The following is a 25081-nucleotide window of genomic DNA, read 5'->3' as shown; positions in this document are numbered from 1 at the left end:
CGCCCCGAAGGGCGGCAACCTCCGAGAAAGATGGATTCCCCGCGCCGGGCGCGGGGAGGTTGGATCAGAAGCGCCAGTCCAGCGACAGGGTGCCTGACACCGAGTTGTAGCCCGTGCGGAACAGGTCGCTGGCCACACCCGCGCCGATGTCCACGTTCTCGCTGAGCGAGTAGCGGACGTTGCCGCGCAGGCCCATGGAGTCGCGGTCCATGACGGTGTTCTTGCTGCGGAACGAGGAGCCCTGGTAGTTGGCGAAAGTCGCGTCCTGGATCAGGTCGGTGTTCAGCAGTTCGTGGTTCCAGGTGACCTGGCCTTCGGCCTTGATGGCGCGGCCGCCTTCGAGCGGGAATTTCATCGCGCTGTTCAGACCGACGCTGGAGCGCAGCGAATCGAACTGCTGGGACTTCAGCTTCAGCGCGGAGCCATCGGCGCCCTTCTCGTGGGTGCCGTCACGCCACAGGCTGGTGTAGGTCAGCGTGGCGATCGGGCCCAGGCTGACGTTTTCGTTCAGCTGGAAGCGATAGCCGCCGCCGCCGACCACGGACGCGCTCTTGCCGGTCCAGTCGGCCTTGTTGCGGGCCGAGTAGTCGTCGAAGTTGAGCTTGCGCTTGAGTTCGCCGTTCTCGTAGCCGACGCGGGCGCTACCCAGCCAATAGGTGCCGGCCATCGGGTCGAGTGCGTAGCGGACGTGTGCACCCAACTCCAACGCCGTGGTATCGCCATCGCCGTGCTGCGGGTCCTTCAGGTTGAGGTTCTGCTTGCTGGCGGCACCGTGCAGGCCGACGATCAACGCGCCGTCGCTGGTGGCGGCGGTTTCCGCGCCGAAGATCACGCCGGAGCTGTTGGTGGTGTAGCCGACAGTATTATTTTCGCCGTTCTGCCGAGTATTGCCGCCGAAAGGCTGGATGAACGCCTGCCACTCATCATCACGCAGCTTGCCCGGCTCGCGGGCGCTGATGGCGTCGGCGACCTGCTGCTCGCGCTGCAGGGAACTTGCCATCATGGCGCTGTAGGCGGACGGGGAGAGCTGTTCCAGCGCCGTGGCGATCGTGCTGCCGTCGGGGTTGGAGAAGTCCAGAGTGGTATAGAGCTGCCGGCGGTCGGGGCTGGCCGAGGTGGTGACCCCACGGCTCAGCGCGTCGCCCACCTGGCCGCCATTCTTGCTCAGGGCATACTGACTGTAAGCGTTGCCGGCGCGAGTGAAGTGCAGCAGGTAGTCACCGCTTTTCTGCGGGGTTGCCAGCAAGGATAGCGTCGGCGAACTGGAAAGCAGTTCGATCTTGTCGAAGGTTCCCGTTTTCGAGGTGCTCTGCAGCAATTGGCTGGACTGCAACTGCCAGCTCGGGGAGTACCAGCCGCGCTGCGGGGTCACGGTGAGGCGGCCAGCGAGGGTGGCATTGCCATTGACCTTCAGGGTGTCGTGTTGGCCCTTGTCGTTGACATCCATCAGCAGCCGGCCGCTTCGGGTCTGCTGGAAGTCGCCGTCGACGGTGAGGGTACCGATGGAGTTGCCGGGCGCAACGGTGCCGCGGTTGACGAACTCACCTTCATCGTTGAGCTTGAATCGCCCATTGCCTGTCAGTGTGGCACCTTCGGCAACCTCGACACTGTAGAGCTGGTTCTTGCCGCCCAGCGAGGTTTCGCCGCCACGCAGGCTGAGGGCGAAGTTGTTGATGCCCTGGATGTCGCCGTTGTAGGTCATGTGGAAGTTCGGGTCGGCCCGGTTCAGGGCGCGGCCCGCGCCATCGGCGAGGCGGCCGAAGGTCAGCTGGGTCAGGCGCTGCTCGTCGGCTTCGTCCTTCTGGTTGTAGGCCGAGAGGATGTTGCCTTCGATCTTCGCGCCGCTGAGGATGTTGATGTTCTGCACCAGCGCATTATCGGAAATGGAGATGGCGGCGACCGTGCCGGCCAGGCGGCCACTGATATCGGCGCTATTCACCAGGGCGCCCCGGAGTTCTGCGCGTATCTCTTTTTTATTGTCGTCGTCGTCCTCATCCTCATCTTCATTCGTGCTGGAGGTATTGGCGGTGTCGATGAAGGAACCCCGGTAATCGCCCGCATTGCCGAGCATGTTGTTGCCGAAGTTGAATTCCGCTGCGATGCCCCGCTCGCCCAACGCTTCGATATCGCCACGTTGAACGAAGTTATGTTCCTTGCCATAGGCGAAGAGTACGCCGCGGCCGTTCAGGCCATCGGCATGGATACGTGTACCCGGCTCCACGACAAGGGTGTTGCCTTCACCGTCGACGCGTATGCCGGCCGCGCCATCACCGCGCGTGAGCAGGTCAGCCTGCTGGAATATCTGGTTGTGGCTGCCATACACGTGCAGCCCCATGCCGAGAGCGGTGGTGCTGTAGGCGCCGACCAGATAGTCGGTGCCTTCGGCATTGCGCTGGTAGTAGCCGTGCTGGTTGTAAAGGGTCTGGTTGTCGCCGTAGACCGAGTGGCCGAAGAAGTTTCGCCGGTCGATCTGGTAGCCAAGGTCCTGCAGGACTGCCAGTTCCACCTCCATGAAGGTGGTGTAGTTGCGGTAGTCCTGGTGACTCATTAGGCTGTTTTTCAGCTCAAGGTGGCTCATGTAGTCGGTGTCTACTTTTCCGTCTTCACCATTGATCTTGATCGGAACCCCAGGCATGGCCCCTTCCAGCACCTCGCTGACGGCGTCGCCGGTGAAGTAGCCTTGATCCTTGCGCAGGTCGAAGGCTCCCGGGTCGTAGGCATTTAGGCACATGCCGCTGCACACTACGGCCTGATCGGGGCGGGCTGGATTGCCGTTGTCATCGCGCAGGTGGGCTGACCAACGGCTGATCGTATCTTCGAAGTAGGGCGTAAATGAGTTTGCGCCATTCTTTTCCGCGATCGAGCTGCTGATACCCAGTGCATGGGCCAGTTCATGCACGGACAAGGCGGTTAGATCCGTATCGGGGGAGATGGGAAGCTGTGAAGGGAGGTAGTTAACGGTGTCCCAATTCATCTTGCCCATGAAGAATTGGCCGTAGGAGCCCTCTACGGGAGCTCCAGCAGGCTGATCGGTCAGTGCAGCCTGAACTTGCGAAAGGTAGATTCCGGCGGTGGCCGGCGCCGATCCGCCGATTGCTCCCGCATTAGCATCGTTGTAGGTGCCTATATTTATAGCGACTGGGAGCTGGCCAGTTTGCGGCTTGATGATGTTGGCCCAGTAGCTGATGCCCTGAAGTATTTTCTGCTTTTGTTGCTCATTCAGATTCCAGGTAGAAGAGACCGATTCTCCGTTGTGGCTGAAGAATTTTCCGTCCTCGATATCGAAGAACCTGGCCTCGAACATGGCCTTCCCATCCGGCGTTCTTACGAACTGGGTTTCCTGAGCGAACAGCGGCAGGCTGGGGGCCACAGCGGCCAGCGAGATGGCTAAGGCGATCTTGTTGGGAATGGCAGATTTGTTTTTTCTCATGACGAACTTCATCCATTCAATCGATAGAAGCACCCAGTGCTCCCGAAGGCTCTGGAGTGGGCCTTTCGAGGGCTGTGGTGCGCGAGTGATTGTTCGAGAAGTTCAGGTTTTGATATATCGGTTTATGACTTCCTTGGGGTGGGTTTATTCTGAGCTATAGGGTTTTTTGTCTTCTTGTATATTTGCGAGATATTTTATAAGTCTGTTTCTTTTTCTATTCCCTGCTCAAACATCTCACGCATAAGTCTTGCGGATATTCCTGCATGAGAAAGCCCCGCCGAAGCGGGGCTGCTGACAAGTGCTCTTTCGACGATTAGAGCAACAGGCTGCGAATATCCCCCAGCACTTCCCCGAGCCGCCGGGTAAACCGCGCTGCCGCCGCACCGTTGATCACCCGGTGGTCGTAGGACAGCGACAGCGGCAGCATCAGCCTTGGCTGGAAGGCCCTGCCGTCCCACACCGGTTGCATGGCTGCCTTACTCACGCCGAGGATCGCCACTTCCGGTGCGTTGACGATGGGGGTGAAGCCGGTGCCGCCGATGTGCCCGAGGCTGGAGATGGTGAAGCAGGCACCCTGCATGGCGTCGGCGGAGAGCTTCTTGGTCCGCGCTTTCTCCGCCAGCTCGGCGGCCTCCAGCGCCAGCTGCAGCAGACCTTTCCGGTCGACGTCGCGGATCACCGGCACCAGCAGGCCGTCCGGGGTGTCCACGGCGAAGCCGATATGCACGTACTTCTTGCGGATCAGCGCCTTGCCGCTGGGGGCGAGCGAGCTGTTGAAGTCCGGCAGTTCGCGCAGCAGGTGGGCGCAGGCCTTGAGCAGGATCGGCAGGATGGTCAGCTTGGTCCCGGCCTTTTCCGCCGCCGCCTTCTGCGCGATGCGGAAGGCCTCCGCTTCGGTGATGTCGGCGGACTCGAACTGCGTCACGTGGGGCACGTTCAGCCAGCTGCGGTGCAGGTTGCTGGCGCCGACCTGCATCAGGCGGGTCATCGCCACTTCCTCGGTTTCGCCGAACTTGCTGAAGTCGATTTCCGGGATCGGCGGGATGCCCGCGCCACCGGTTGCTCCCGCCGCCGCGCCGGATTTGCTGCGTTGCAGCTGCTCCTTCACGAACGCCTGCACGTCTTCCTTGAGGATGCGGCCCTTGGGCCCGCTGCCGCTGACTTGCGCCAGGTCGACACCGAACTCGCGGGCAACCATGCGCACAGCGGGGCCCGCATGCACCTTGGTGCCGTCGCGGCTGGGCGCGCCCACTGGGGCGACGTCCGACGCCTTGGGCGGTTCGGCTTTTGCCGCTGGCGCAGCGGCCGGTTTTTCTGCGGCGGCAGCGGGAGCCGGAGCGCCGCCCGCCACTTCCAGGTCGAGGATCTCGTCGCCTTCCTTGAGCGTGTCGCCGATCTTCACCTTGATGGCCTTCACCACGCCGGCCTTCGGCGCGGGAATCTCCATGCTGGCCTTGTCGGACTCCAGCGTCAGCAGGCTCTGGTCGGCCTCGATGCTGTCACCCACCTTGACCATCAGCTCGATGACGTTGCCCTGGCCGTTGCCGATATCCGGTACGCGGATGGTCTCCACGCCGCCACTGGCAGCCGGGGCGGGGGCTGGCTTCTCTTCATTCGCAGGAGCAGGGGCGGAGGCAGGCGCCGCTGCGGCCGGTGTGCTGGCCGGCGCAGCGCTGCCCTCGGTTTCCAGTTCGAGGATGTCGTCGCCTTCCTTGAGTGTGTCGCCGATCTTCACCTTGATGGCCTTCACCACGCCGGCCTTCGGCGCGGGAATCTCCATGCTGGCCTTGTCGGACTCCAGCGTCAGCAGGCTTTGGTCGGCCTCGATGCGGTCGCCGACCTTGACCATCAGTTCGATGATCTCTCCCTGGCCATTGCCGATGTCCGGCACCTTGATGGTTTCCACGCCGCCACCGGAAGGCACAGGCTGAGGCGCCGGGGCGGCGGGCTGGGGTTCCTCGGCGGCAGGTTGGGCCGGCTCCTCTACCCTGGCTTCGGCGGCGCCGCCTTCGGCCTCGAGTTCGAGGATTTCATCGCCTTCCTTGAGGGTGTCGCCGACCTTCACCTTGATGGCCTTCACCACGCCGGCCTTGGGCGCGGGAATCTCCATGCTGGCCTTGTCGGACTCCAGCGTCAGCAGGCTCTGGTCGGCCTCGATACGGTCGCCGACCTTGACCAGCAGTTCGATGACTTCGCCCTGGCCGTTGCCGATGTCGGGTACGCGAATGGTCTCGCTCATCGTGCCTCTCCTCAGCAGTCCAGCGGGTTGGTTTTTTCCGGGTCGAGGCCGAATTTCGCGATGGCCTCGGCTACCACTTTCGGCTCGATGTCGCCGCGATCGGCCAGGGCTTCCAACGCGGCTAGCACTACCCAGTGGCGGTCGACCTCGAAGAAGTGGCGCAGCTTGGCGCGGGTGTCGCTGCGGCCGAAGCCGTCGGTGCCCAGCACCTTGTATTCCTTGGTTGGCACCCACTGGCGAATCTGGTCGGCGTAGACCTTCATGTAGTCGGTGGACGCCACCACCGGCCCGCGCCGTCCGCCCAGGCACTGCTCGACATAGCTGGGCCGTGGCTTCTGTCCCGGATGCAGGCGGTTCCAGCGCTCCACCGCGAGGCCGTCGCGGCGCAGCTCGTTGAAGCTGGGCACGGACCAGACGTCCGCACCGATGCCGAAGTCTTCACGCAGTATCCGCGCAGCGGCCTCTACCTCGCGCAGGATGGTGCCCGAGCCGAGCAACTGCACGTGGTGCGCGGCGGCGCGCTTGTCCTCGTCGAGCAGGTACATGCCCTTGATGATGCCTTCCTCGGCGCCCTTGGGCAGCGGCGGGTGAGGGTAGTTCTCGTTCATCACGGTGATGTAGTAGAAGACCTCCTGCTGCTCCTGCATCATCTGCCGCACGCCTTCCTGGATGATCACCGCCAGCTCGTAGGAGTAGGTCGGATCGTAGGTGCGGCAGTTGGGGATCACCGACGCCAGCACATGGCTGTGGCCGTCCTCGTGCTGCAGGCCCTCGCCGTTGAGCGTGGTGCGCCCGGCGGTGCCACCGAGCAGGAAGCCACGTGTGAGGCTGTCCCCGGCTGCCCAGGCCAGGTCGCCAATGCGCTGGAAGCCGAACATCGAATAGAAGATGTAGAACGGCAGCATCGGCTGGCGGTAGTTGCTATAGGCCGTGCCGGCGGCGATGAAGGACGACATCGCACCGGCCTCGGTAATGCCTTCCTCGAGGATCTGGCCCTTCTTGTCCTCGCGATAGAACATCAGCTGTTCCTTGTCGACCGGCTCGTAGAGCTGGCCCACCGAGGAATAGATGCCGAGCTGGCGGAACATGCCTTCCATGCCGAAGGTGCGCGCCTCGTCGGGGATGATCGGCACGATGCGCTGGCCCAGCTCCTTGTCCTTCACCAGCTGCGAGATGATCCGCACGAAGGCCATGGTGGTGGAAATCTCGCGGTCGCCGGAGCCGTCGAGCAGCGCCTTGAGCGTCTCCAGCGGCGGCGCCGGGATGCGCTGGCTGTTGCCGTGGCGGTGGGGCATGAAGCCGCCCAGGGAAGCGCGGCGCTCCTTCAGGTAGCGCGCCTCGGCGCTGCCCTCGTCGGGGCGGTAGAAGGGCAGCTTGGCCAGGTCCGCGTCCTTGATCGGGATGTCGAAGCGGTCGCGGAAGGCGCGCAGGCTGTCCACGTCGATCTCGTGGATGTTGTGGGCGATGTTCTTCGCCTCGCCGGTGCCGGTGCCGTAGCCCTTGATGGTCTTGGCCAACACCACGCTGGGCTGGCCCTTGTGGTTCACCGCTGCGTGGTAGGCGGCGTAGACCTTGTAGGGATCGTGGCCGCCGCGGTTGAGCTTCCAGATTTCCTCGTCGGAGAGGTCCTTGACCATCTCCAGCAGCTCCGGCCGCGTGCCGAAGAAGTGCTCGCGGACAAAGGCGCCGTCCTTGGCCTTGTAGTTCTGGTAGTCGCCGTCCACCGCCTCGTCCATGCGCGCCTGCATCAGGCCGGCGGTGTCCTTGGCGAACAGCGGGTCCCAGAAGCGACCCCAGATCACCTTGATCACGTTCCAGTTGGCGCCGCGGAACACACCCTCCAGTTCCTGGATGATCTTGCCGTTGCCGCGCACCGGGCCGTCCAGACGCTGCAGGTTGCAGTTCACCACGAAGATCAGGTTGTCGAGCTTCTCCCGCCCGGCCAGGGAGATCGCGCCCAGGGACTCCGGCTCGTCGGTCTCGCCGTCACCCAGGAAGCACCAGACCTTCTGCTTGCCGGCGGGAATGAAGCCACGGCTTTCCAGGTACTTCATGAAGCGTGCCTGGTAGATCGCCTGGATCGGCCCCAGCCCCATGGACACGGTCGGGAACTGCCAGAACTTCGGCATCAGGCGCGGGTGCGGATAAGAGGAAATGCCCTTGCCGTCCACCTCCTGGCGGAAGTTCTCCAGTTGCTCGTCGGTGAGCAGACCCTCGATGTAGGCGCGGGCGTAGAAGCCCGGCGAGGCGTGGCCCTGGAAGTAGATCAGGTCGCCGGCGTGCTCTTCGGTGGGGCCGTTGAAGAAGTAGTTGAAACCGATGTCATAGAGGGTCGCCGAGGAGGCGAAGGTGGAGATGTGCCCGCCCAGCGACGGGTCCTTGTGGTTGGCGCGCATCACCATGGCCAGCGCGTTCCAGCGCACCAGCGAGCGGATACGCCGCTCCATGAACAAATCGCCCGGCATGCGGGCTTCGTGGCCTACCGGGATGGTGTTGCGGTAAGGCGTGGTGATGGCGTAGGGCAGTTGCGTGCCGGTTCGGCTGGCCAGCTCGCCTAGGCGAGTCATCAGGTAGTGGGCGCGCTCTTCGCCTTCTTTTTCCAGTACGGATTCCAGCGCGTCCAGCCATTCCTGGGTTTCGACGGGGTCGATATCGTGCATGGTCAGGGGTCCTGGTTACGGGGTCGGCTCTACGCAATGCCGGCTCCGGGCCAGGTGATCCATCGATTTGGCGCAGAGGGCGGCAACCCTCGTGAGGCCGCCGCGCTGCCGCCGGCACGCGCGTGTGGCTATAGAGCTTAGACAGCTCTGGCGCCAGTGCCCGTCCGGTTGGTCGAGTCAGGACGTCGCAGCAGGGTTAGCGAAGCGAGTCACGCCGCAGGTCGTCGCCACGACTCCAGTGCGCGGCTACCAGCCGGTCGCGTCCGGCCTGCTTGGCCTGGTAGAGCAGGCGATCCACCGCCGCGACGAAGTCAAGCGGACGGTCGCTGGTGGAGGGCACGGCGGTGCCCACGCCCAGGCTGATGGTCAGCAGGTCGGAGACGGCGGACTTCCCATGGGCGATGCGCTGCTCGCGCAGCACGCTGCGGCAACGCTCGGCGATCTGCCGCGCGGCCTCGCTGTCGGTCTCCGGCAGCACCAGCACGAACTCCTCGCCACCGAAGCGTGCGATGAAGTCCCTGGGCCGATGCAGCGCGCCGGCCAGCGCCTTGCCGACGCTGCGCAGGCAGTCGTCGCCCTGGATGTGCCCGTAGTGATCGTTGAACTGCTTGAAGTAGTCGATATCCAGCAGCACCAGCGAAAGCGGCTGGCCGCTGCGCTGGGCGCTGCCCCATTCGGTGTCCAGCACCGAATCGAACATGCGCCGGTTGGCCACGCCGGTCAGGCCGTCCTTGTACGAATACTCCTCAAGCTGGCGCTGCAGCATGATCAGCTGCTCTTCGGCGCGCTTGCGCTCGCTGATGTCGAACATGAAGCCGACCAGCGAATCCACCTCGCCATTGTCGTCGCGCACCACATGCACCACGTCGCGAATCCACACGTAGTCACCGGAGGAGGTGAGGGCGCGGTAGTCCGCCTCGTGGTCGGTGCCCTCGCGGGACTGCGACACGCAGAAGTTCACCACGCGCTCGCGATCCTCCGGGTGCATGCGCTCGGCCCAGTCGTTGGCGCTGACCCAACTGGCCTGGCTCCAGCCCAGAAGGTCTTCGATCTGCGGGCCGATGTAGGCGAAGGTCATGGATCGCCAGTCGATTTTCCACGGGATGGCGCGGGTGGATTCGAGGAGGGTCTGGTAGACGGGATTTTCCGGGGAGGCGTCGTACGGCATAGCGGCGGCTCGGTGGTGGCACAGTGCCTTGTTCTACCACAGTGCGATGACCGAAAGCCGGCTGAATGCGTCAGCCGGCAGTATGAAAGCGGCGGGGCGACGGACGGTTGTTTCTGACAGAGACGGATTCTTCAGCAATTCATAACGGGTTCTTCACGAATCCGGCGATAGGGTTTGCTTGCCCGCCATCTGACAACCCCGCAGTGCGATGGTCATCCCAGGGATGGGTCGGGCCTCCCTCCTTCGAAGAGGGAAACGGACGCGGACTCTTTCCAGCTGCACGGCCTGAACCATGCCCATCCCGAAGTTCTTCAGATCACTGTCCCGCGGTTGGTTATCCTTGCTGGCGATCCTCCCGGTGATCGCACTGCTCAGTGGCTTCCTGCCCCTGGACTTCTCGCGGCCGACTCCCCTGGTGGGCGATGCCCAGCGCCAGGCGGAATTGCGCGAGCACTGGCAGAACGGCGACCTGATCGTGCTGGTGCGTCACGCCGAACGGTGTGATCGTTCCAGTGCACCCTGCCTGGGCAATGTCGATGGCATCACTGTGCGTGGCGGCCAGAGTGCCCATGCCATCGGTCAGGACTTCGCCACCCTTGGCCTGGCCAATGCCGACATCCTCAGCAGCGATCAGCTGCGTGCCATCCAGACCGCCTCCTCGATGTTCGGCCGTACGCCGCAGGAGCAGCCCTGGTTGTACAAATGCGAAGGCTCGATGCTGGACCAGGCGCTGCAACACAAGGTGGCGCACCGCAACCTGATCCTGGTGACCCACAGCGAATGCATCGAGGACCTGGAACACTCGGTGAGCGTGGACGACCCGGCAACCCCGGACTACGCCTCGACGCTCTTCGTGCTCAGTGAAACGGACAAGAGCCCGCGCTTGCTCGGCTACCTCGACGCCGACCAGTGGCCGCTGAAGGTCAGCGGGCGCTGATCTGGCTGGGCGTGGCGCCCAGCCGGTAACGTAGCAATTCCTCCGACGTCAGCACGCGCATGCGCTGCGGGTCGATGCTCTGCATGGTGTCGGCCAGTTCCAGCGGAATGTCCATGTCGCGGAAATAGGTCCGGGCGTTGTAGCTGCCCGCCGCCTGGGACGAATCGCCCGCGGGGTAGTAGGGGCGATGCAGGCCTACATAGCCGCGCACCGTGCGGTGCTTGCCGGCGGCCAGCAGGTAGACGCAGGAGCCCTGGCAGACGCTGTTGGTCGGCACCAGCGTCTCGAAGCCGGACTCGCGCAGCAGGCGACCCATCTTGATCGATTCAGCGGCGCTGCCACCGATGCTGTCCAGCAGGGCTACCTTGCGGGCGAACTTGCCTGGGTTGGCGATCAGCCCCTTGAACAGGCGCTCGTAATCGCCCGGAGCGATCTCCTCGCTGATCCGCACCGCCAGCACCTCGCCGACCTTGGAATGCTGCACCGGTTTCACCTCGACCTGGGCGAGGGCGAGGCTGGAAGACAGCGCAAGGGTGCAAAGCAGGGCGGCGCGAAGCATGGGGTGAATCCTGTACGAGCGTCTTGTAGGAAGGCGCTGAAGATACCCTGATACGCGGCGTCCGTCAGCCTGTCAGCTGGCCTTCAGGCAGGTGCGCAGCAGGCGGCGTGCCGACTTGTTGACCCGGCGACGTTCCAGCTCTTCGGGGGAGAACCAGCGGCAGTCGGCGATCTCGTTCAGCGGAGTGGGCTGCTGCGCCGGGTCCACCGGCGTCTCGAACACGTAGTGCAGCGTCTGGTACAGCTCCAGGGGCGCCACGTAGTTCATCTGCTCGATGGCCAGCCCGGTTTCCTCTATCAGCTCGCGGGTGGCGGCCTGGCCGGGGCGCTCGTCGGCCTCGATGCGGCCGCCGGGAAGGTTCCATTTCGACTTGGATTTGCGCACGAAGAGAATCTTGTCGTCGAGGCGGCAGATGACCGTTGCGCGCTCTTTCAGGTTCTTAGCCATACCGGCTGCTCCTCGACAATCTTCCAACAGTATTCAAGGTAGACATTAATCAGATATTTCCAACCAGATGAACTGGTTACGGCGTTTATGTCGACAAATGGTAAGGATTGGTCGCTGAAAAGGTATGTCAGGCCTTTCTGAAGAAAAGCTCGTCCTATTCCCGGCTCGTATTTCCTTCAGGGTCGACCCGTGCTCTGGGTTGAAGTGCGAACTTTCTGTCCGGCCTGAAGGACCTCCGCTTAGGACATATCGCTCTTCTCAAACTCCTCACCCAGAAAATCCAGCAAGGTTCGTACCGATGGAAGCAGCCCGCGCCGCGAAGGGAACACTGCATGGACCACGCCGGTGCGCGGCGCCCAGTCCGGCAGCAGGTTCACCAGCTTGCCGTCATTCAGGTCCTCGCAGACCACCACGGCCGGCATGTGCACCGCGCCGGCACCCGCCAGTGCGGCCTGGCGCAGGGCGACCAGATCGTCGGTGACCATCCGCGGCTGGTAGCGCACCTGCGCGCTGGCGCCCTTGGGGCCGTCCAGCTGCCAGGTGTACTCGCGCTGCACCACGCCCCAGTGCAACGTCGGCAGGGCGGCCACATCGGCCGGCGTCGGCCTGGCCGGCAGGCGCTCACGCAATGCCGGGGTGCCCACCACACGCTGGCGGCTTTCGCCCAGGACCTTCATCACCAGGTCGCTGCTTTCCAGCGGCGGGAAGCGCACCCGCAGGGCGATGTCGATGCCTTCCTGGATCAGGTCTACCTGGCGGTTGGTGCTCTGCACATGCAGCTCCACCAGCGGGTACTGCACCATGAAGCGCGCCAGCATCGGGCCGACCCAGAAGTTCAGCAGTGCCGTGGGGCAGCTCAGGTTCACCACCCCGCGCGGCTCGGAACGGTGCTGCTCGACGGCCTCGGTGGCCGCTGCCGCTTCCACCAGCATCGCCACGCAGTGCCGGTAGAACACCTGACCGATCTCGGTCACCGAGAAGTGCCGCGTCGACCGCTGGATCAGCCGCACGCCCAGGCGCTCCTCCAGTGCGGCGATACGCCGGCTCAGCTTCGACTTGGGCTCGTCCAGGGCGCGACCGGCCGGGGTGAAACCGCCGTGCTCGACCACCTGGGCGAAGTAATAGAGGTCGTTGAGATCGTCCATTCCAGTGTTCCTCTTGTGGAACACTGATAGTAATTTTTGCCGACTACCGGGGCAATTGTTCCGTCCGTATCGTGGCCTCCATGCACTACAGGAGGCACCCGATGAAACAGATTCTTGGCATCTACAGCGCCGCCCGACCGCACTGGGTCGGTGACGGTTTTCCGGTTCGCACGCTGTTTTCCTACGACAGCCTGGGCGAGCACCTCAGCCCCTTCCTGCTGCTCGACCATGCCGGCCCTCACGCTTTTGGCCCCAGTACGCTGCGCCGCGGCGTCGGCCAGCACCCGCACCGGGGCTTCGAGACCGTGACCCTGGTCTATGACGGCGAACTGGAACACCGCGACTCCAGCGGGGGTGGCGGCCGCATCGGCCCTGGCGACGTGCAGTGGATGACTGCCGGCGACGGCATCCTCCATGAGGAATACCACTCGCCGGACTTCGCCCGCAGCGGCGGCAACCTGCACATGGCCCAGCTCTGGGTGAACCTGCCGGCCCGCCACAAACGCACCGCGCCGGCCTACCAGACGTTGCTGGCCGGTGACATCCCGCGCATCGAACTGGCCAATGGCGCCGGCAGCCTGCGGGTGATTGCCGGTGACTACGCCGGCCACGCCGGCCCGGCCCACACCTTCAGCCCGCTGGATGTCTGGGACTTGCACCTGCAGCCCGGCCGCCCGCTGGAACTGGCCGTCAAGGCGGGGCGCAACACCGCCCTGGTGGTGCTGCGCGGCAACGTCCGGCTGGGCGGCGGCGAAACGCTGCGCGAAGGCCAGCTGGCGCTGTTCGACCGGCGCGGCGACAGCCTGCAGCTGGAAGCCGAGAGCGATGCCCTGGTGCTGCTGCTCAGTGGTGAGCCGCTGGACGAGCCCATCGTCGGCTACGGCCCCTTCGTGATGAACAGCGAAAGCGAAATCCAGCAGGCCATTACCGACGTCCAGAACGGACGTTTCGGACAGATGACCCGCTGATGTCATACCCCCGACTCAGGCGTCGCCTAGTCTGGATGAACGCCCGCGCAGGAGGCGCGGGCTACATGGGCCGGATGCCCTTTGTGGAGACCCCAAAATGAGCCACTTCAACCAGATCGCCAACTTCAACGGCCAGCGCCCGGTGATCGATCCCGACGACACCGCCATGCTGCTCATCGACCATCAGAGCGGCCTGTTCCAGACGGTCAAGGACATGCCCATGACCGAACTGCGCAACAACGCCATCACCCTGGCGAGGATCGCCACGCTGGCGAAGATCCCGGTGATCACCACCGCGTCGGTTCCGCAGGGCCCCAACGGCCCGCTGATCCCCGAGATCCACGAGGCCGCGCCGCATGCGCAGTACGTGGCGCGCAAGGGCGAGATCAACGCCTGGGACAACCCCGAATTCGTCGCCGCCGTCGAGGCCACCGGCAAGAAGACCCTGGTCATCGCCGGCACCATCACCAGCGTGTGCATGGCCTTCCCGGCGATTGCCGCGGTCAACGCCGGCTACAAGGTCTTCGCCGTGATCGACGCCTCCGGCACCTACTCCAAGGCCGCGCAGGAAATCACCCTGGCCCGTGTCGTCCAGGCTGGCGTGGTGCCCATGGATACCGCCGCCGTCGCCTCGGAAATCCAGCGCACCTGGAACCGCCCCGACGCTGCGCAGTGGGCCGAGGCCTACAGCCTGATCTTCCCGCACTACCGCCTGCTGATCGAAAGCTACACCAAGGCCCAGCAGGTGGTGACCGAACACGAAGTGCTGGACTCCCAGCGCTGATTCGCCCCTTGCCCGGCTCCGGCCGGGCTTTCACTGCAACGAGGAAACGCCATGAGCAAGCCCTACGTCCGTCTCGACAAGACCCAGGCCGCCGTATTGCTGGTCGATCACCAGGCCGGTCTGCTCTCGCTGGTGCGTGACATCGAACCGGACAAGTTCAAGAACAACGTCCTGGCCCTGGCCGACCTGGCCAAGTACTTCAAGCTGCCGACCATCCTCACCACCAGTTTCGAGAACGGCCCCAACGGCCCGCTGGTTCCCGAGCTGAAGGACCTGTTCCCCGACGCGCCCTACATCGCCCGGCCCGGCAACATCAACGCCTGGGACAACGAGGACTTCGTCAAGGCGGTGAAGGCCACCGGCAAGAAACAGCTGATCATCGCCGGCGTGGTCACCGAGGTCTGCGTGGCCTTCCCGGCACTGTCGGCGCTGGAAGAGGGCTTCGACGTGTTCGTCGTCGCCGACGCCTCCGGCACCTTCAACGAAGTTACCCGTGACGCCGCCTGGCGCCGCATGGAAGCCGCCGGCGCGCAGATGATGACCTGGTTCGGCGTGGCCTGTGAGCTGCACCGCGACTGGCGCAACGACATCGAAGGGCTGGCCGCGCTGTTCTCCAACCACATCCCCGACTACCGCAACCTGATCACCAGCTACAGCACGCTGACTGCCAAGAAGTGAGCCGCCGCAGCCGGGCCGGCGCGGCGAGGCCGGCCCGGCGGCGGACCTTATCGTTCCAGCGGCCCCGCCTTGTAGTCGGGGCGTTCCAGGGCCAGTTCGTAGAGCTGGCGGGCTTCGCAGACCAGTGGGGCCAAAGCGGAGGCGAAGCGGGCGGTGGCGCGGATGAGGCCGCTGTCGCTGTCGTCTTCCATCAGTTGCAGCAGGTCTTCGACCGCCGTGATGCGGCGCAGGGCGGCTTCGCGCAGGTGTTCGACCGGGGCCAGGGCGTTGACGAAGAGGACTTCTTCGCCGAATTGGCCGGTCAGGGCAACAGGGAGGAATTCACGCATGGGGCACCTCCGGAGAGAGTGTCGATTTGCGTGGTGAGAGAAGGCGGGGCGCGGGGGTAAAAAAGGGATAGTTCATGTTTGGTTATTCCATGGGTGGATGGAAGTCACCAATCGACCTTCCTACGGGAAGAGAGGCGACCGTGCGGAGGTAGGAATGCCGGACCCAAGGAGCCGGTAGACCCGAAGGCCTCCCCGCACGGCCACCATAAAGCACGAGTTCACAGGCCAATCTTCACCTGCAATTCGTGACTACGGAGCACCGTGCCTTGGGTTGGTATTGCCAGGTTCCTACGCCCGTCCGCGATGAACTGCGGCGAACCAGAGGCTAGAGACGGCGCTCGTAGGCCCGCAAGGCTAATGGCCTGTGGGACTTTTCGGTTGGTGACGGCGATCCCGAGGCAGGACATTGCCGACAGAATGAAACGGGTCTCATCCCTTTCCCCAATACGTAGGACGGTCCCCCTGTAGGAGCGGGCCGCTTTCCAGAAATGCAGGGGGCGCGATCGCGCCCATGGCAGCGCTCCTGCAAATGGGCGTTACGCACCAGTGATTGCCGGCATTTCAGAGAATCGAGAAGTTGTAGCTGGCGATCAGCCTCACCTCATCCACATCGCGCGCCGACTGTTCGTAGTTGGTGCGGTAGGTGGCGTTGCGCAGGCGCAGGCTGAGGTCCTTGAAGGTGCCGGTCTGGATCACGTACTTGAACTCCACGTCGCGCTCCCATTCCTTGCCCTCGTCGCCGTTGGCCAGGGCGATGTGGTCGCCGTTGACGTAGCGGGTCATGAAGCTCAGGCCGGGCACGCCGACGCTGCGCAGGTCGAAGTCGTAGCGCAGTTGCCAGGAGCGCTCCTGGGCGTTGGCGAAGTCGTTCACCTGCACGTAGTTGGCGAGGTAGGGGTTGCTGCCATCGAGGTAGGGCATGGAGCTGTCGCCGGTCATGCGCTGCCAGCCGGCGCTGAGGATGTGGCCGCCCTGGGCATAGGCCAGTAGCAGGCTCAGCGCGCGGTTGTCGATCTCGCCGGCGCGGGCCGAGCCGTCGTCGTCGCTGTCGAACCAGCGCAGGTCGGCGGTGACTTTGCCGGCGCCCACCGCCTGCTTGCCGACGATGCCGACGTAGCGCTGGCGGTAGACATTCTCCAGCCCGCCCTGGGCGTACTGCAGCAGGAGTTGGTCGTTGACCTGGTAGTCGGCCTGGTAGGAGTCGAAGCGGTTGCCGGTGGTGTCGCAGGCGTAGCGCTTGTTCTTGCAGTTAAGGCGCACGTCCTGGGCATCGGTGGAGTCGCGCGCGGTGTAGCGCTCCAGGCGTGTGGCGGTGAGCTTGAGGTGGGCGATTTCCTCGCTGGTCAGCTGCGCGCCGTGGAACATGTTGGGCAGCAGGCGGCCGTCGTTGTACTTGAGCAGCGGCATGTCCGGCAGCATCGCGCCGTACTTGAACTGGGTGTGTGAGACACGCAGCTTGCCGGTGACGCCAGCCTTGGCGTACTGGTCCTCGGAGTGGCGCGGGTCGTGGCCGCTGGAAGGCAGCAGGCCGCTGTTGCTGTCGGCAGGGCTGGAGTCGAGCTTGACGCCGAGCATGGCCAGGGCGTCGACGCCGAAGCCGACGGTGCCTTCGGTGTAGCCCGACTGCAGATTGAGGATGAAGCCCTGCGCGGTTTCCTCGCGCTTGGAGGCACCCTGCGGGTTGGACGAGCTGCCGTCGCGGAAGTCGCGGTTGAAGTAGAAGGTGCGCGATTCCAGGCGCGCGCTGCTGTCCTCCAGGAAGTCGGCGCTGGCCGGGGCGGCGATGCCACCAAGCAGGGCGAGGGCGCTCAGGCGGGCGAGCGGGCTGGAGGAGAGGGGCGAGGGCATGCGGTGACTCCGGGGGCGCTAAAAAAGCGCGCGAAGGTGTCACAGATGGGCGGACGGGTCTTTGCGACCATGGTCTAGATCGCGGGTTTTCGCCTGGGCGAATCCGCCGGCGGTACCGTCGGACAATCGGCTGAAACCTTTGGCGCAGCCCCGCGTCCACCGTCATGCCATTACCCGAATCGCTGGAGGTGAGCATGAAAGGCCATGGTGAAATCACAGAGCGCCCGGGCGTTTCCCCCGAACGCTGGCCGGACAGGACCGGCCCCGGCGACAAGCGTGGGCTGCCAGGCTATCCGCAGCGCCAAGTGCCCCTTGGCGGCTCGCGGCATATCGACCCGGAGCTGGGTTTCGACCCGGATTCACCGGACCTCGCCGACCCGCAGATCGACCCGCCGCATCCGCCCCATGTTCCCCATGACGGCCCGGACCCGCAGCGCCAGCGGCGCGTGCCGGGGGACAAGTATCCGCCGTATTCGGGGCATTAGAGCAAGAGCCCCTCACCCCTAGCCCTGGCTGCGCGCCCCGCTCCTCAAGCGGGAGAGGGGACTGATCGGCGTGGGGGATACTGCAGCTTCAGCCGGCACAGTCTGCCCCCTCTCCCTATGGGAGAGGGCTGGTGTGAGGGCCAACCCCCACGCCGTCGTTCCCTCGAACGCACTTGTAGGATGGGTGGAGCGCAGCGATACCCATGCTGATGGCGCGGGGCGTGATGGGTATCGCTGCGCTCCACGCCATCCTACGTCGAGTTCAGCTGGCGAATAATCAGCAGGCCTGCGGCATCTCACCCCGCGCCAGGCGCGCATTGATGTCGGCAATCACCGCCGGCAGTTCGGCGATGGTGTCGATCAGGTAGTGCGGGCGCGAGCCTTCGAACATCTGGCCGATGCGGCGGCGCTCCTGGTCCAGCTTCTCCGCCGTCAGCGCCTTGTACTGCTCATAGGTCAGACCCAGGGCATTGCCCGAGCAGGTCAGCGCGACGGTCCACATGCCGGCGCTGCGGCCTTCGAGGATGCCCGGCCAGGTGTCGTCGACCTTCACGCAGGCGGCCACGTCGTTGATGCCCAGGGCGATTACGTTGGCCAGCGCCTGGGCCGGGTGCGGACGGCCGTTGGGCACTTCATCGGTAGCGACCACATGGTCGGCGACGTAGCCGTTGGTCTTCGCCAGGGCCACGACCTTCTCCATCACCACCGCCGGGTAGCCGGAGCAGGAGCCGATCTTCAGGCCGCCCTTGCGCAGGGTGGCGATGGCCTCCAGCGCGCCGGGAATCAGCGCCGAATGCTCGGCGATCTTCTCGATCTGCAGCGGCATGAAGCGTTCGTAGATGGCGGTGACGTCGTCGTCGGTGGGCAGGTGGCCGAAGGCGGCGCGGTAGCGCTCGCCGATGGCGGGGATGTCGCACAGGGTGCGGATGTGGTCCCACTTGCCCATACCCATCGGGCCGCGGGCTTCCTCCAGGCTGACCTCTACGCCGAACTCGGCAAAGGCCTCGACGAAGATCTGCGTCGGCGCGAAGGAGCCGAAGTCGACGACGGTGCCGGCCCAGTCGAGGATGGCGGCTTGCAGTTGCTTGGGTTGCTGGTAGTGCATGGTGATGCTCCTGTGAGGGGATTACTTGTGAAATCGAAGGTGAGCGCAGCCCGCCCGGCGGGGTGGCAGGCTCGCGGTTTCAGACTTTGTTCGGGTTGAAGGTCAGGCCGTGGAGTCGAACAGCTCGGCGATGATCGGCCGCTTGCGGCGGATGCCCAGGCAGCACAGGTAGTAGCTGATGTGGAACGGGTCCTCGGCGAAGGCGATGGAGCGCGTGCCCGGCCGGTCGGCGTATTCCACCGCCGAGACGAAGCCCACGCCGATGCCGTGCACCACCGCATGCACGATGGCCTCGCGGCTGTTCAGCTGCATCGCGCAGTCCAGTTCCACGCCATGCCTCCGGCAGCCTTCTTCCACCAGCTGGCGGGTGCGCGAGGCCGGTTCGCGCAGGACCACACGCTCCTGCGCGATCTCCTGCACGCTGACCGATTCCTGCCGAGCCCAGGGGTGGTCGTCGCGTACCACCGCGAGGATCGGGCAGGTGCGGTACAGCTGGGTGCTCAGGCGCTGGTCGAACTCGGAGAGGGCGAGGATCGCCACGTCGATGTCGAAGTTGTACAGCCGCTCCAGGGTGCCGGCCTCGCTGGTGAAGGAAGTTTCCAGTTCGATGTCCGGGTACCGCTGCATCAGCGAGTAGGTCAGGCTCATGGCGATCGGCGGCGACACCGCACCGAGGCGCAGCATGCCCTGCTTGCGCTGCTGGAAGCTCTGCAGCAGTTGCAAGGCTTCGTCCTCCTGGCCAAACAGGCCCTGGGTGATCGCGTAGAGCTGCTCCCCGGCCGGGCTCAGCTCGATGAAGCGGCCGCGCCGGTGGAACAGCTCGACCGAGAAGCGCTTCTCCAGCCCGCTGACCTGCTCGCTGATGGTCGGCTGGCCGACGCTCAGCAGCGCCGCCGCCTGGGTGAAGCTGCCAGTGCGGGCCACGGCATGAAAGGAGCGCAACCACTTGTGGTACTGGTACATGGCTTCTCTTTTTATTGGGGGCGCCTGGCACCGGGGCTTGCCACATGGCCGTGCCCTCAGCGCCGGACGAACAGGGCGACCACCGCGCTGCACACGCAGGCCGTGGTGACCACGATGAAGATCAGTGAAGTATTGCCGGTCGTGTCCAGCATGCGACCAATCAGGGGTTCGGCCAGACCCGCAAAGAGGTAGGAAGAGAAGTTCATGATCCCGGTGGCGGTGCCGGCGCGGCGCGCGCCGACCAGGTCCGGGCAGAGCGCCCAGAAGCTCGACGCCGGACCGTAGACGAAGAAGCCGCAGAGGAACAGCGCGAGCAGGCCGACGCCGCTGTGCGCCGGCAGGCTCCACATCCACAGGCTGGTAAGGGCGCCCAGCACCATGTAGAGCATGATCGCGCGGTAGCGCTTGCTGCCGAACAGGCGGTCGGACACCCAGCCGTTGCTCAGCGCACCCACGGCCATGCCGACGGGCAGGGCGATGGTGATCCACTTCGGGTCGATGAAGCTCTGGCCCTTCTGCCAGTCGGCGCCGAGGAAGTGCACCGGAACCCAGACGATCAGCCCGTAGCGCGCCGCGTTCTGGAAGCCCAGCGACAGCGCCGCCACCAGCAGGCGCGGGTTCTTCAGCACGGCGAGGTAGCGTTGCGTCGAGGTCTCTTCCTCGCCGTGGGCGGCTTCGCTGGCGCGGTCCTCGGCGTTCGCCACGCCGGTGTCGCCCAGCGGCTCGAAGCCCATGTCCTGCGGGCGCTCGCGGGCCACCAGGTAGAACACGATGCCGCCGGCGAGCATCAGCAGCACCGGCAGGCGGAAGATCCAGCGCCACTCCAGGTGCATCACGTCGATCACCACCACCGAGGTGACGTAGGACAGCACCGACGCGCAGCCGGCGGCGAACACATAGAAGCCGTAGACCTTGCCGCGCTCGGCGGCGCTCCACCAGTTCGACAGCAGGCGGCTGCCCGGCGCCCAGCCCAGGGCCTGGAAGTAGCCGTTGATGCCCCACGGCAGGATCAGACTGCCGAAGCCTCCGGCGAAACTGGTGACCCAGTTGGCCGCGCAGGACAGCGCTGCGCCAATGCTCATGATGCGCCGGCCGCCGAACTTGTCGGCCAAGTTGCCGTTGATGGCCTGGCCGATGGCGTACATCCAGAGCATGGCGCTGGAGGCCCAGCCGAGGGTTTCCTTGCTCAGGCCGAACTCGGCCTGGATCCCGGGGATGGCAAAGCCGAAGGTCTGGCGGCCGGTGTAGAAGAACAGGTAGCAGAACATCGCCGCCAGCAGCATGCGCCACTGGGCGAGGCGAAACGGGGTGACGGCGGAGACGGGCCCAGACAGGGTTTGTGCACGGTTCATGGTGTTTTCCTTCTTGTTCGCTCGCGCCGGCGGCAAGGCTCGGCGTGTCGGCACTCTTTTTCGGTGCAACAGGAAAAGGCGGCCGCCGGGGCCGCCCGGTGAGGAGCGGCGTCAGGCGGCCTGGGAGCCGATGAAGTTGCGTCCGCGGGCACCCTGCATGGCGAAGTCGATCATCGCTTCGGCTTCGGCGGCAGTCACGCCGTAGTCGCCGAACTCGGTCTTGACCCCGAGACGATGGAGGAATTCACGCAGGTGCTTCTGTGCGCCGGCCAGATTGCTGCCGAACACCCGTTGCAGGGTGCGGTCGCGGTCGGCGTCGCGGCCCCAGGCCAGGCCCAGGACCAGCGGCAGGGTGAAGGAGCAGGCAATGCCGTGGGGGAGGCCGTGGCGCAGGGTCATCTCGTAGGAGATGGAGTGGGCCAGCGCGGTCTTGGTGTTGGAGAAGGCCATGCCGGCCTTCAGCGCGGCCAGGGCCATGCGCGAGCGCAGTTCGCGGTTGGAGAGGTCCTGCTGCAGGCGTGGCAGGCAGTCGAGGATGTCCTCGATGGCGGAGATGGCGAAGGTGTCGGAGATCGGGTTGGCGTTGTGGTTCCAGATCGACTCCAGCGCGTGGGACAGCGCGTCCAGCCCGGTGGAAACCGTCACCCCGGCGGGCACGCTGAGCATCAGGTCCGGGTCGATCAGCGCGACCTTGGGCCAGGTGCAGTCCAGGTGCAGGGAATACTTCTTCTGCTGTTGTGCGTCCCAGATGGTCGCCCAGGGCGTGACTTCGCTGCCGGTGCCGGCGGTGGTCGGCGCGGCGATCAGTGTCTTGCTGCGCGCCGGGACGAAGGGCTTGCCGGCGGCCAGCAGGTCGAGCAGCTCGTCGAAGTGCCCGGATGCGGTGCCGACGATCAGTGCCTTGGCGGTGTCGATGGCGCTGCCGCCGCCGAGGGCGAAGACGGTGCTGCAGTCGGCTGCTTCACGCCAGAAGCGCTCGTGCACGTCGCGCAGCCAGGCCACGTCGGGGTTGGGCTGCACATCGTCGATGACGTAGGCGAGGCGCTCGCCGAGCAGGCTGCGAACACGGTCGATCAGCCCCAGCTGCGCAGCTTCGGGGAAGGTCACCAGGGCGACCTTGCCTTCGCACAGGTCGGCGATGCGGTCCAGGCTGCCGCCGCCGAAAACGGTGGCGACCGGATTATGGAATCGGGCAGGCATGGGCAGTTCCTTGTTGTTGTTTGAACGTGCGGCCATGCTCGGGGCCTCTTCGGTTTCGTTCCAATCGATTGATCGCAGGTGGGCATCGGCCAGACCGATAACGGCGGGTGCGGGCATCTTGGGCAAACTCCGGGCGTGCGCCTGCCCGGCGCGCGCCCGGAAGGCGCACGTGGCAGGAGGTTGAGGCGGAAGGAAAGAGGGTTGGGGCGTGAGCGGTCAGTGCCGCCCGTTACCCTGGATGGCGTGGCGCAGGCGGTTGGAGAGCAGGTCGGCAAGCACCACCATGACGGTGATGACGACGATGCAGGTGGCGGTCTCCTGGTACTTGAACAGCTTCAGGCTGCTGACCAGTTCGAAGCCCAGGCCGCCGGCGCCAACCATGCCGAGCACGGTGGCCGAGCGCAGGTTGACCTCGAAGCGGTAGAGCACCACCGCGATCCACGCGGTGATCACCTGCGGCAGCACGCCGAAGACGATCACCTGCAACGGCCGCGCGCCGGTGGCCTGCAACGCCTCGATGGGGCCCTGGTCGATCTCCTCGATGCTCTCGGCGAAGAACTTGCCGAGCATGCCCACGCCGTGCAGCGCCAGGGCCAGCACGCCGGGGAAGGGGCCCAGGCCCACGGCGGAAACGAACACCAGGGCGAGGATCAGTTCGTTGATGCTGCGGATGACGTTGAGCAGCTGGCGCGTGGCGAGGTACAGCCAGCGGTTGCCGTGCAGGTTGCGTGCGGCGAGAAAGCCCAGCGGTACGGCGAGCACGATGCCCAGCAGGGTGCCCCAGAGGGCGATCTGCAGGGTCTCCAGCGCCGGGCCCCAGAGGCTCGGCAGGATGCTCATGTCGGGTGGCAGCGAACGGCTGAGGAAGTCGCCGATCTGCGGCAGGCCGCTGGCCAGTTCGCTCCAGCTCAGCTGCGCGCCTTCGGCGCTCCAGTGCAGCAGGTAGAGCACCGCCAGCACGGCGGCGCCGGTGGTCAGCCAGCCGCGCTTGGTGTGCGGGGTTTCGACCATCCAGTGGTGGCTGCGCAGGTTCATGCTCCGGCTCCTGTTTCGCTGGCGTAGACCGCGCGGGCGGCCGTCTGGTAGGCGGTTGCTTCGCTGCTCGGACGTTGCTGGTAGATGCGCCCCAGGGCCGCGTCGTCCAGTTGTTCGCGGCTGCCATCGAACACCAGGCGGCCGTTGGCGAGGCCGACGATGCGGTCGCCGAACTCCCGCGCCAGGTCCACCTGGTGCAGGTTGCACACCACGGTGATGCCCAGCTTGCGGGTGGCCTCGCGCAGGTAGTGCATGACCAGCTGCGCGGTCTTCGGGTCAAGGCTCGCCACCGGTTCATCGGCGAGGATCACCTGCGGCCGCTGGGCCAGCGCGCGGGCAATGCCGACGCGCTGCATCTGCCCGCCGGAGAGCGAATCGGTGCGCGCCTCGGCCTTGTGCTCCAGCTCCACCCGGCGCAGGCATTCGCGGGCCAGGGCGACGTCGTCGCGGCTGAACAGCTGCAGCACCGAGGCGAGGGTGCCGACGCAGCCCAGGCGCCCGGTGAGCACGTTCTTCAATACCGACAGGCGCGGCACCACGTTGTGGTGCTGGAAGATCATCGCCACCCGCCGGCGCAGCTCGCGGGTATCGCGCGCCTGCATGGCGTCGACGCCGGCCACCTGCAATTCACCGCCGTCGGCCTGGGCCAGGCGGTTCATGCAGCGCAGCAGGGTGGACTTGCCGGCGCCGGACTGACCGAGGATCACCACGAACTCGCCGGCCTCGATGCGCAGGTCGATCCCGCGCAGCACCGGGTTGTCGCCGTAGCCCTTGGTCAGTTGGGCGATGCGGATCATTTCAGGCTCCGCAGGTCGAGGTCGAGCACCTTGGCGGTGTCGCGTACGACGTTGTAGGCGGCGTCGTTGGTGGGCTGGAAGCCATTGAGCAGGCCCTGGTCGCCCCACGGCACGTCCTTGATCGAAGCGAACGCGGCGACCAGTTTCTTCTGCAGTTCCGGGTCGAGGTTCTTGCGCCAGACCATGGGCGATTCGGGAATGTCGTCGGATTTCCAGACGACCTGGATATCGTCCTGCTTGACCTGGCCCGAGCTGATCGCGCCAGCGAGGATGCGGTCGGCGACGGCGGCGGCGTCGACCTTGCGGTTCGCCACGGCGAGGATGCTGGCGTCGTGGGAGCCGGAGAAGATCACCCGCGAGAACAGCGCCTTCGGGTCATGCCCGGACTGCTCCAGGCCGGCCTTGGGGAACAGGTGGCCGGAGGCCGAACTGGGGTCGACGAAGGCGAAGGTGTGGCCCTTGAGGTCGTCCAGGCTGCGGATGCCGCTGTCCTGACGGGCGATGATCAGGCTGTGGTAGGCGCTGGTGCCGGTCTTCTTGGTCACCGCCACGGCAAAGGCGTCGGCGCCGGCAACCTGGTGCGCCAGTACGTAGGAGAATGGGCCGAGGTAGGCCACGTCGAGCTTGCCGGCGCGCAGCGCTTCGATCACGCCGTTGTAGTCGGTGGCCACGAAGGGCTTCACCGGCATGCCCAGGCGCTCCTGCAACTGGTCGAGCACCAGCTGGCTGCTCTTGATCATGGCCTGGGAGTCCTCGGAGGGAATCAGGCCGACGGTGAGGGCGTCCTGTGCCTGCGCGGTCGGCAGCAGGGCAGAGGCGAAGGCGAGCGGCAGCACGGCGAAGCGGAACAGTCTGGTCAGCGAAGTCATGGCGTTACCCGGAGGTTGTGTTCGGTAGCGCCAAAGCTAGGGCTGTCATGTGACAGTCACGCCATCAAATCAATATGGGTTAA

General features: G+C 65.3%; 21 protein-coding genes. 5 read left to right on the top strand and 16 right to left on the bottom strand.

Translation table 11 applies throughout. The features are described from left to right. Positions 1-64 precede the first annotated feature (64 nt). The 4 genes from ABKS89_RS19265 to ABKS89_RS19250 form a co-directional block, all read right to left on the bottom strand. A complete protein-coding gene (locus tag ABKS89_RS19265; RefSeq protein WP_348586645.1) occupies positions 65-3442 on the bottom strand; it encodes an autotransporter outer membrane beta-barrel domain-containing protein in 3378 nt (1125 codons plus the stop codon). Positions 3443-3743: 301 nt separating this feature from the next. Next, positions 3744-5669: a dihydrolipoyllysine-residue acetyltransferase gene (gene aceF / locus ABKS89_RS19260; RefSeq protein ID WP_348586643.1), complete on the bottom strand. Its 1926-nt coding sequence runs from the start codon at positions 5667-5669 to the stop codon at positions 3744-3746. An 11-nt stretch (positions 5670-5680) separates the two neighbouring features. Further along, positions 5681-8329: a pyruvate dehydrogenase (acetyl-transferring), homodimeric type gene (aceE, locus tag ABKS89_RS19255; protein ID WP_348586641.1), complete on the bottom strand. Its 2649-nt coding sequence runs from the start codon at positions 8327-8329 to the stop codon at positions 5681-5683. Positions 8330-8525: 196 nt separating this feature from the next. Then, positions 8526-9497, bottom strand: coding sequence for a sensor domain-containing diguanylate cyclase (locus ABKS89_RS19250; RefSeq protein ID WP_348586639.1), 972 nt, complete (start codon positions 9495-9497; stop codon positions 8526-8528). 340 nt (positions 9498-9837) lie between these two features. Here ABKS89_RS19250 and pmrG point away from each other — a divergent pair, with 340 nt between their 5' ends. Then, complete coding sequence (gene pmrG / locus ABKS89_RS19245; RefSeq protein WP_518300956.1) at positions 9838-10434, top strand: lipopolysaccharide core heptose(II)-phosphate phosphatase PmrG; 597 nt, start codon at positions 9838-9840, stop codon at positions 10432-10434. Here pmrG and ABKS89_RS19240 read toward each other — a convergent pair. The 3 genes from ABKS89_RS19240 to ABKS89_RS19230 all read right to left on the bottom strand — a co-directional run bounded on the left by ABKS89_RS19240 (position 10421) and on the right by ABKS89_RS19230 (position 12585). Beyond that, positions 10421-10993, bottom strand: a complete 573-nt coding sequence (locus tag ABKS89_RS19240) for a COG3904 family protein (protein ID WP_138214708.1) — start codon at positions 10991-10993, stop codon at positions 10421-10423. The two genes, pmrG and ABKS89_RS19240, sit on opposite strands and share 14 nt — an antisense overlap. Positions 10994-11065: 72 nt before the next feature. Then, positions 11066-11440: an NUDIX hydrolase gene (locus ABKS89_RS19235; protein ID WP_138214707.1), complete on the bottom strand. Its 375-nt coding sequence runs from the start codon at positions 11438-11440 to the stop codon at positions 11066-11068. A gap of 239 nt (positions 11441-11679) precedes the next feature. Next, entirely contained in the window at positions 11680-12585 is a 906-nt protein-coding gene (locus ABKS89_RS19230) for a LysR family transcriptional regulator (protein ID WP_138214706.1), read from the bottom strand. Positions 12586-12686: 101 nt separating this feature from the next. Between ABKS89_RS19230 and ABKS89_RS19225 the strand changes: the two genes are divergently transcribed. The 3 genes from ABKS89_RS19225 to ycaC all read left to right on the top strand — a co-directional run bounded on the left by ABKS89_RS19225 (position 12687) and on the right by ycaC (position 15015). Further along, entirely contained in the window at positions 12687-13553 is an 867-nt protein-coding gene (locus tag ABKS89_RS19225; protein WP_348586637.1) for a pirin family protein, read from the top strand. Positions 13554-13650: 97 nt separating this feature from the next. Continuing rightward, positions 13651-14337, top strand: a complete 687-nt coding sequence (locus ABKS89_RS19220; protein WP_138214704.1) for a hydrolase — start codon at positions 13651-13653, stop codon at positions 14335-14337. 51 nt (positions 14338-14388) lie between these two features. Further along, positions 14389-15015, top strand: coding sequence for an isochorismate family cysteine hydrolase YcaC (gene ycaC, locus ABKS89_RS19215; RefSeq protein WP_045209191.1), 627 nt, complete (start codon positions 14389-14391; stop codon positions 15013-15015). A gap of 47 nt (positions 15016-15062) precedes the next feature. Here the strand turns inward: ycaC and ABKS89_RS19210 are convergent, their stop codons facing one another. Together ABKS89_RS19210 and ABKS89_RS19205 are read right to left on the bottom strand one after the other, a co-directional pair. Continuing rightward, positions 15063-15344, bottom strand: coding sequence for a hypothetical protein (locus ABKS89_RS19210; RefSeq protein ID WP_348586635.1), 282 nt, complete (start codon positions 15342-15344; stop codon positions 15063-15065). A 561-nt stretch (positions 15345-15905) separates the two neighbouring features. Then, complete coding sequence (locus ABKS89_RS19205) at positions 15906-17192, bottom strand: OprD family porin (protein WP_348586633.1); 1287 nt, start codon at positions 17190-17192, stop codon at positions 15906-15908. Between the two features lie 194 nt (positions 17193-17386). Here ABKS89_RS19205 and ABKS89_RS19200 point away from each other — a divergent pair, with 194 nt between their 5' ends. Beyond that, complete coding sequence (locus ABKS89_RS19200; RefSeq protein WP_348586632.1) at positions 17387-17677, top strand: DUF6021 family protein; 291 nt, start codon at positions 17387-17389, stop codon at positions 17675-17677. 277 nt (positions 17678-17954) lie between these two features. Here the strand turns inward: ABKS89_RS19200 and phnX are convergent, their stop codons facing one another. The 7 genes from phnX to phnD all read right to left on the bottom strand — a co-directional run bounded on the left by phnX (position 17955) and on the right by phnD (position 24998). After that, positions 17955-18782, bottom strand: a complete 828-nt coding sequence (gene phnX / locus ABKS89_RS19195) for a phosphonoacetaldehyde hydrolase (protein ID WP_138214700.1) — start codon at positions 18780-18782, stop codon at positions 17955-17957. Positions 18783-18884: 102 nt separating this feature from the next. Beyond that, on the bottom strand, positions 18885-19745 hold the full coding sequence (locus ABKS89_RS19190) for a LysR substrate-binding domain-containing protein (protein WP_138214699.1): 861 nt from the start codon (positions 19743-19745) through the stop codon (positions 18885-18887). Positions 19746-19801: 56 nt separating this feature from the next. Continuing rightward, the gene (locus tag ABKS89_RS19185) at positions 19802-21097 is read right to left on the bottom strand and encodes an MFS transporter (RefSeq protein ID WP_138214698.1); all 1296 of its coding nucleotides are present in this window, start codon (positions 21095-21097) and stop codon (positions 19802-19804) included. A 111-nt stretch (positions 21098-21208) separates the two neighbouring features. Beyond that, positions 21209-22297, bottom strand: a complete 1089-nt coding sequence (psrA, locus tag ABKS89_RS19180; protein WP_348586631.1) for an iron-containing alcohol dehydrogenase PsrA — start codon at positions 22295-22297, stop codon at positions 21209-21211. A 216-nt stretch (positions 22298-22513) separates the two neighbouring features. Further along, positions 22514-23332, bottom strand: a complete 819-nt coding sequence (gene phnE / locus ABKS89_RS19175) for a phosphonate ABC transporter, permease protein PhnE (protein WP_138214696.1) — start codon at positions 23330-23332, stop codon at positions 22514-22516. Next, positions 23329-24129 (bottom strand): phosphonate ABC transporter ATP-binding protein, encoded by an 801-nt coding sequence (gene phnC, locus ABKS89_RS19170; RefSeq protein ID WP_348586630.1) that lies wholly within the window; start codon positions 24127-24129, stop codon positions 23329-23331. The genes phnE and phnC overlap by 4 nt, the downstream gene beginning before the upstream one ends. Then, positions 24126-24998, bottom strand: coding sequence for a phosphonate ABC transporter substrate-binding protein (gene phnD / locus ABKS89_RS19165; protein WP_348586629.1), 873 nt, complete (start codon positions 24996-24998; stop codon positions 24126-24128). The genes phnC and phnD overlap by 4 nt, the downstream gene beginning before the upstream one ends. Positions 24999-25081: the final 83 nt, after the last annotated feature.

Origin of the sequence: Pseudomonas sp. LABIM340 (genome assembly GCF_040017195.2) — a bacterium.
In the GTDB taxonomy this organism is placed as follows: Bacteria; Pseudomonadota; Gammaproteobacteria; order Pseudomonadales; family Pseudomonadaceae; genus Pseudomonas.
This window is presented reverse-complemented; position numbering and strand designations above follow the sequence as displayed.

Bases quoted from the DNA above. Each gene is read 5' to 3' on its own strand.
- ABKS89_RS19265 (WP_348586645.1), bottom strand. From the start codon at position 3,442: ATGAAGTTCGTCATGAGAAAAAACAAATCTGCCATTCCCAACAAGATC.
- aceF (WP_348586643.1), bottom strand. From the start codon at position 5,669: ATGAGCGAGACCATTCGCGTACCCGACATCGGCAACGGCCAGGGCGAA.
- aceE (WP_348586641.1), bottom strand. From the start codon at position 8,329: ATGCACGATATCGACCCCGTCGAAACCCAGGAATGGCTGGACGCGCTG.
- ABKS89_RS19250 (WP_348586639.1), bottom strand. From the start codon at position 9,497: ATGCCGTACGACGCCTCCCCGGAAAATCCCGTCTACCAGACCCTCCTC.
- ABKS89_RS19240 (WP_138214708.1), bottom strand. From the start codon at position 10,993: ATGCTTCGCGCCGCCCTGCTTTGCACCCTTGCGCTGTCTTCCAGCCTC.
- ABKS89_RS19235 (WP_138214707.1), bottom strand. From the start codon at position 11,440: ATGGCTAAGAACCTGAAAGAGCGCGCAACGGTCATCTGCCGCCTCGAC.
- ABKS89_RS19230 (WP_138214706.1), bottom strand. From the start codon at position 12,585: ATGGACGATCTCAACGACCTCTATTACTTCGCCCAGGTGGTCGAGCAC.
- ABKS89_RS19225 (WP_348586637.1), top strand. From the start codon at position 12,687: ATGAAACAGATTCTTGGCATCTACAGCGCCGCCCGACCGCACTGGGTC.
- ABKS89_RS19220 (WP_138214704.1), top strand. From the start codon at position 13,651: ATGAGCCACTTCAACCAGATCGCCAACTTCAACGGCCAGCGCCCGGTG.
- ycaC (WP_045209191.1), top strand. From the start codon at position 14,389: ATGAGCAAGCCCTACGTCCGTCTCGACAAGACCCAGGCCGCCGTATTG.
- ABKS89_RS19210 (WP_348586635.1), bottom strand. From the start codon at position 15,344: ATGCGTGAATTCCTCCCTGTTGCCCTGACCGGCCAATTCGGCGAAGAA.
- ABKS89_RS19205 (WP_348586633.1), bottom strand. From the start codon at position 17,192: ATGCCCTCGCCCCTCTCCTCCAGCCCGCTCGCCCGCCTGAGCGCCCTC.
- ABKS89_RS19200 (WP_348586632.1), top strand. From the start codon at position 17,387: ATGAAAGGCCATGGTGAAATCACAGAGCGCCCGGGCGTTTCCCCCGAA.
- phnX (WP_138214700.1), bottom strand. From the start codon at position 18,782: ATGCACTACCAGCAACCCAAGCAACTGCAAGCCGCCATCCTCGACTGG.
- ABKS89_RS19190 (WP_138214699.1), bottom strand. From the start codon at position 19,745: ATGTACCAGTACCACAAGTGGTTGCGCTCCTTTCATGCCGTGGCCCGC.
- ABKS89_RS19185 (WP_138214698.1), bottom strand. From the start codon at position 21,097: ATGAACCGTGCACAAACCCTGTCTGGGCCCGTCTCCGCCGTCACCCCG.
- psrA (WP_348586631.1), bottom strand. From the start codon at position 22,297: ATGCCTGCCCGATTCCATAATCCGGTCGCCACCGTTTTCGGCGGCGGC.
- phnE (WP_138214696.1), bottom strand. From the start codon at position 23,332: ATGAACCTGCGCAGCCACCACTGGATGGTCGAAACCCCGCACACCAAG.
- phnC (WP_348586630.1), bottom strand. From the start codon at position 24,129: ATGATCCGCATCGCCCAACTGACCAAGGGCTACGGCGACAACCCGGTG.
- phnD (WP_348586629.1), bottom strand. From the start codon at position 24,998: ATGACTTCGCTGACCAGACTGTTCCGCTTCGCCGTGCTGCCGCTCGCC.